Genomic DNA, 878 nt, shown 5'->3' with positions numbered 1-878 from the left:
TGCGATGGTATATCAAGCGCTAGTCGCTTTAAAAAGAGTACCAAAAATAAATTCACCGTATGTTGTTTCATAATTTGACTCTTCTCGGTAGAATTAATAACACTTCTTTTACATAAAAGAAATATCTGTGAATATATCAATGTAGCTAAAAGCACAATCATGCTTATGCGAAGGGAGACAAATCTCTGTCTAATGCCATTAGCTGAAGTCCAGATGTCCTCACCAGCAGAAGACAACTATGACGACAGCTACTACGAGTATGGTGATTACTACGGTAATTACTATGAGAACTACACCGACCTCGTGGTGAACTTACTAACTCACTATAGCTTTGACCTTGGTGGCTATAGGGCACCGGAGTTAATCGCGCGTTGGCAAGTACAATTTCCTCAGAACTGGTTGCACCTAGCAGTAGTAGAAGCCTTATACCAAGGTCGCTATAAAGCTTTTTCAGTCCAGCAAATCCTAACTATATGGCTACGACGTGGACAAGCCTCATTCCATTTCAACATGGAATTTGAGCGTTTAATTTGCAGCAAGCTTCCGACTAGTTTGACTACCCCACCATCTACAACACCACTTTCTCTGCCGACCCAAAATTCCCAAATACAATTAGCCTCGAATTTAATTAGAGATAAAAAAAATACTAGTAGTACAAATCATAACCATAGTAATTATACTGAACAAAAGTATCAACAAAAACAAATAAACACAAATCAAGCGTCGTTAACTATTCGTCAACCACCCATACCAAATATCGAAGTAATTGAGGATGAACCTCAATCACGTGTAGCGACACAACTAGTACAGGTGCAATCCAAAGCAACCCACCACCCCGCAATTGGACAATTCACACCAGAAACAACCTCTTGTTCTGA

Annotated in this window: 1 protein-coding gene; it reads left to right on the top strand. The window is 39.6% G+C overall.

Annotated elements, in window-relative coordinates; all coding sequences use genetic code 11:
• Window positions 1-192: 192 nt before the first annotated feature.
• On the top strand, window positions 193-878 hold a 686-nt coding region (locus AC2JBO_RS45045; RefSeq protein ID WP_496960105.1), incomplete at its 3' end, for a hypothetical protein.

It is taken from the genome of Calothrix sp. CBUCES-K 9914 (assembly GCF_059640475.1).
Note: the sequence above shows the minus strand (reverse complement) of the source record. Positions and strands in the feature narration are given on the sequence as shown.